The sequence below is a fragment of the Fimbriimonadaceae bacterium genome (genome assembly GCA_019638775.1).
Taxonomy (GTDB): domain Bacteria; phylum Armatimonadota; class Fimbriimonadia; order Fimbriimonadales; family Fimbriimonadaceae; genus JAHBTD01.
On the sequence record JAHBTD010000075.1, the window covers coordinates 1 to 3,100 of the forward strand.

At 58.8% G+C, this 3,100-nt stretch carries 4 protein-coding genes; 2 read left to right on the forward strand and 2 right to left on the reverse strand.

The features are described 5' to 3' along the window. Positions 1-194, forward strand: a 194-nt coding sequence (locus KF784_19900; protein MBX3121325.1) for a hypothetical protein, incomplete at its 5' end; no start/stop codon positions are given. A 30-nt stretch (positions 195-224) separates the two neighbouring features. Here the strand turns inward: KF784_19900 and KF784_19905 are convergent. Then, complete coding sequence (locus KF784_19905; GenBank protein MBX3121326.1) at positions 225-764, reverse strand: gamma carbonic anhydrase family protein; 540 nt, start codon at positions 762-764, stop codon at positions 225-227. Positions 765-847: 83 nt separating this feature from the next. On the opposite strand from KF784_19905, the gene rimO reads away from it, so the two are divergent. Continuing rightward, positions 848-2,302 carry a 30S ribosomal protein S12 methylthiotransferase RimO gene (rimO, locus tag KF784_19910; protein ID MBX3121327.1) on the forward strand — a complete coding sequence of 485 codons (1,455 nt, stop codon included), beginning with the start codon at positions 848-850 and terminating at the stop codon, positions 2,300-2,302. 38 nt (positions 2,303-2,340) lie between these two features. Here rimO and KF784_19915 read toward each other — a convergent pair. Further along, a partial coding sequence (locus KF784_19915) for a PDZ domain-containing protein (GenBank protein ID MBX3121328.1) occupies positions 2,341-3,100 on the reverse strand: 760 nt, incomplete at its 5' end.

A 3,100-nucleotide genomic window follows, 5' to 3' on the forward strand; every position in this document is an offset into this window, starting at 1 on the left:
AACGGACGGTTGCCCGACTTGTCGATCGTTGCTTGAGCCGATTATCGGTGCCGGGTTTGGTGACCACCACGGTTGAAGAGGCAGTGTGGGTTGCCGAGTGGTGCCATCGGCGAGGCATTCCCTACCGACTGGATGAGCGCACGTACGCCTCACCTACCGTCGGTGATCCTATCTGTTTGATACAAATCGGATAAGGCGCGACATGGATTGTTGTGGTGGCGCTGTTAGACCCAAAAGCCCGGGCGTGGTTTATCCGGTCCGGAGAGGTACTGACGGGAATATCGAATATAGTTCTGGGCCGATTCCCTGATCCATGCGAGTTCCTGCTCGGTCACCGGGCGTTTGACCTTGGCTGGCGATCCCAGGATCAGACTCTTCGGGGGAACGATGGTGCCTTCTGTGACCAACGCTCCTGCGCCGACGACGGAGTCTTCCCCGATCACGGCGCCGTCCATGATGATGGCACCCATGCCGACCAGGACCCGGTTCTGAACGGTGCAGCCGTGCAGCACCACGTGGTGGCCGATCGTCACATCATCGCCGATGATGAGCGGGTGGGTGTCGTGCGTGACGTGCAACATGCAGAGGTCCTGGACGTTGGTCCGGTTTCCGATACGGATGTAGTTCACATCGCCTCGAATGACGGCGTGAAACCAGGCACTGCACTCTTCGCCCATCACGACGTCGCCGATGATGACGGCGGTGTCTTCGATAAAACAGGAGGAGGGAATAGTTGGCGTGATGCCCTGAAAGGTTCGAATCATGGGGCAATCTAGGACAGCTCCGGCTGGAATAGCAAGAGGCCTCGTTTGACAGACTTTTCCGGCCTTTCGTAGACTGACGGGCTATGGCTTCATCATTGATTACTCCATCACGTACGAAACGCACGAAACCCACCATCGGTTTTGTGAACCTGGGTTGTTCCAAGAACCAAGTCGATTCCGAGGTCATGCTCGGCACGCTGGTGGCCGGCGGGTTTCAACTGACCGGCGATGCCCGTGCTGCCGAAGTCGTGATCATCAATACCTGCGGCTTTATCGAAGAGGCCAAACAGGAGTCCATCAACAGCATCATCGAACACGGGCGCCTCAAAAAGTCAGGCTCCTGTCGGGTATTGATCGCCGCCGGGTGTCTGGCGCAGCGGTACCAGGGCGAACTTCTTAAGGAACTCCCTGAATTGGATGGGGTGGTCGGTACGGGCGAGTTCGGTCGCATCGCCGAAATTTGTCGCAGCCTCCTGGCTCCCAAAGCTCGTCAACAACGTGTCTGGCTCGGCCAGCCACCCTACTTGTACGATGCCGAGACGCCGCGCATCCGGCTGGGGACGCCCCACAGCGCCTACCTCAAAATTGCCGAAGGCTGTAACCGCAACTGTGCGTTCTGCGCCATTCCGATCATGAGGGGCAAGCAGCGAAGCCGCCCGATCGACTCGATCGTGGCAGAGGCGAAGCGGTTGGGGCAGGAAGGCGTGAAGGAACTCAACCTGATTTCGCAGGACACGATCAACTACGGCGTGGACATCGGGTTGAAGCAAGGCCTCACGGCGCTCCTGCGCGAATTGATCACGGTCGATGACGTACGGTGGATCAGACCCTTCTATTTGTACCCCCAGCAGGTCACGGACGAGCTGTTGGAGCTGTATGCCGGAGCGCCGCGTATCACGAAGTATCTCGACATGCCGTTGCAACATATCAGCGACCGCATGCTGAAGCGCATGCATCGGTTGGGTGATCGCAAACACATCACCAAGCTGGTTGAACGGATCCGCACGAAGATCCCCGGTGTGTTTTTTCGTACGGCGTTCATCGTCGGATTTCCCGGCGAGACCGATGAGCACTTTGAAGAATTGAAGCAGTTCATCCTCGACATGGAGTTCGATCGCGTCGCGGTCTTCCTGTATTCAGACGAAGAGGGAACGTCGGCGGTCGATCTCGATCACAAAGTCGAACAGGCGGTGATGGAGGAGCGGCGCAACGAATTGCTGGCGCTGCAGGAATCGATTTCAGAGTCCAAGAACCGCGAGTATCTCGGGCGTACGATCGAGGTGCTGATTGATGGAAAGTCTGAAGAATCAGATCGACTGCTTGAGGCCAGGCATGAGGGGTTGGCGCCGGAAATCGACGGGGTGGTGTATTGTGAACGCGGCGTCGGGAAGCCAGGCGACTTTGTGTCGGTAACGGTGACGGACGTGGCCGGGTACGATCTCATCGGGCAACCAGCCTCTGGGGTCGAGGCGCGGGCAACCTCCAGCGCGTCCCCGACCCTACTGATGCCCAAAAAGAGCGGGGCAGGCTACCGGTAGAGTGGTGCCGGCCGAAAGCCTGTCCACGCCGCTCGCCGTTACACCTTTGCGCTCAGATACAGCGATGCACCCCGTCGATTGATGAGAACCAGTACGGTCTGTCCCTTCTTCAGATGTGATGCCGCCTGATCATACTCCTTCACTGTCGTGACCGGCTTTCGGTTGATCTCGCGGATCACGTCGCCAGGCATCAAGCCCGCTCGCTCCGCATCGCTGTCCGGGTCGACCGCAGTGACCACGACTCCAGAGATCTTTCCCTTGAGTCCGAGCTCTTGCGCCGTATCACGATCCAGTTCCTGTACCGCGAGTCCCGCCAGGGGCTGATCAGAGGGCCCGGCCTCCGCCTTGGCCACCTGCGGATTGTCGGGCAACTCGGCGATGGTCACCACCAGCTCTTTTTCCTGGCCATCCCGCATCACCTTCACGGTAACTTTGCTGCCGACCGCACTTCGGGTCACCGCGCGTTGAAGCGTGACGGCGTCTTCGATCGAGGTGCCCTGAAATGAGAGGATCACGTCACCCTGTTTGATGCCGGCCTTCTCCGCCGGTCCCTCTTCCTTCACATCGGTCACCACGGCTCCGTTGCTGCCGGTCACGCCGAAGGACTTGGCGAGATCATGGTTCAGATCCTGGATACCGATGCCGAGGAATCCACGCACCACCTTGCCGGTCTTCACCAGACTTTCATAAATCGGTTTACTCATGCCCGTCGGGACTGCGAACCCCACGCCCTGATAGCCGCCGGTTTGGGAGAAGATGGCCGTGTTGATGCCGACGAGTTCACCTCTGGTATTCACG

Bases quoted from the DNA above. Each gene is read 5' to 3' on its own strand.
- KF784_19905 (MBX3121326.1), bottom strand. From the start codon at position 764: ATGATTCGAACCTTTCAGGGCATCACGCCAACTATTCCCTCCTCCTGT.
- rimO (MBX3121327.1), top strand. From the start codon at position 848: ATGGCTTCATCATTGATTACTCCATCACGTACGAAACGCACGAAACCC.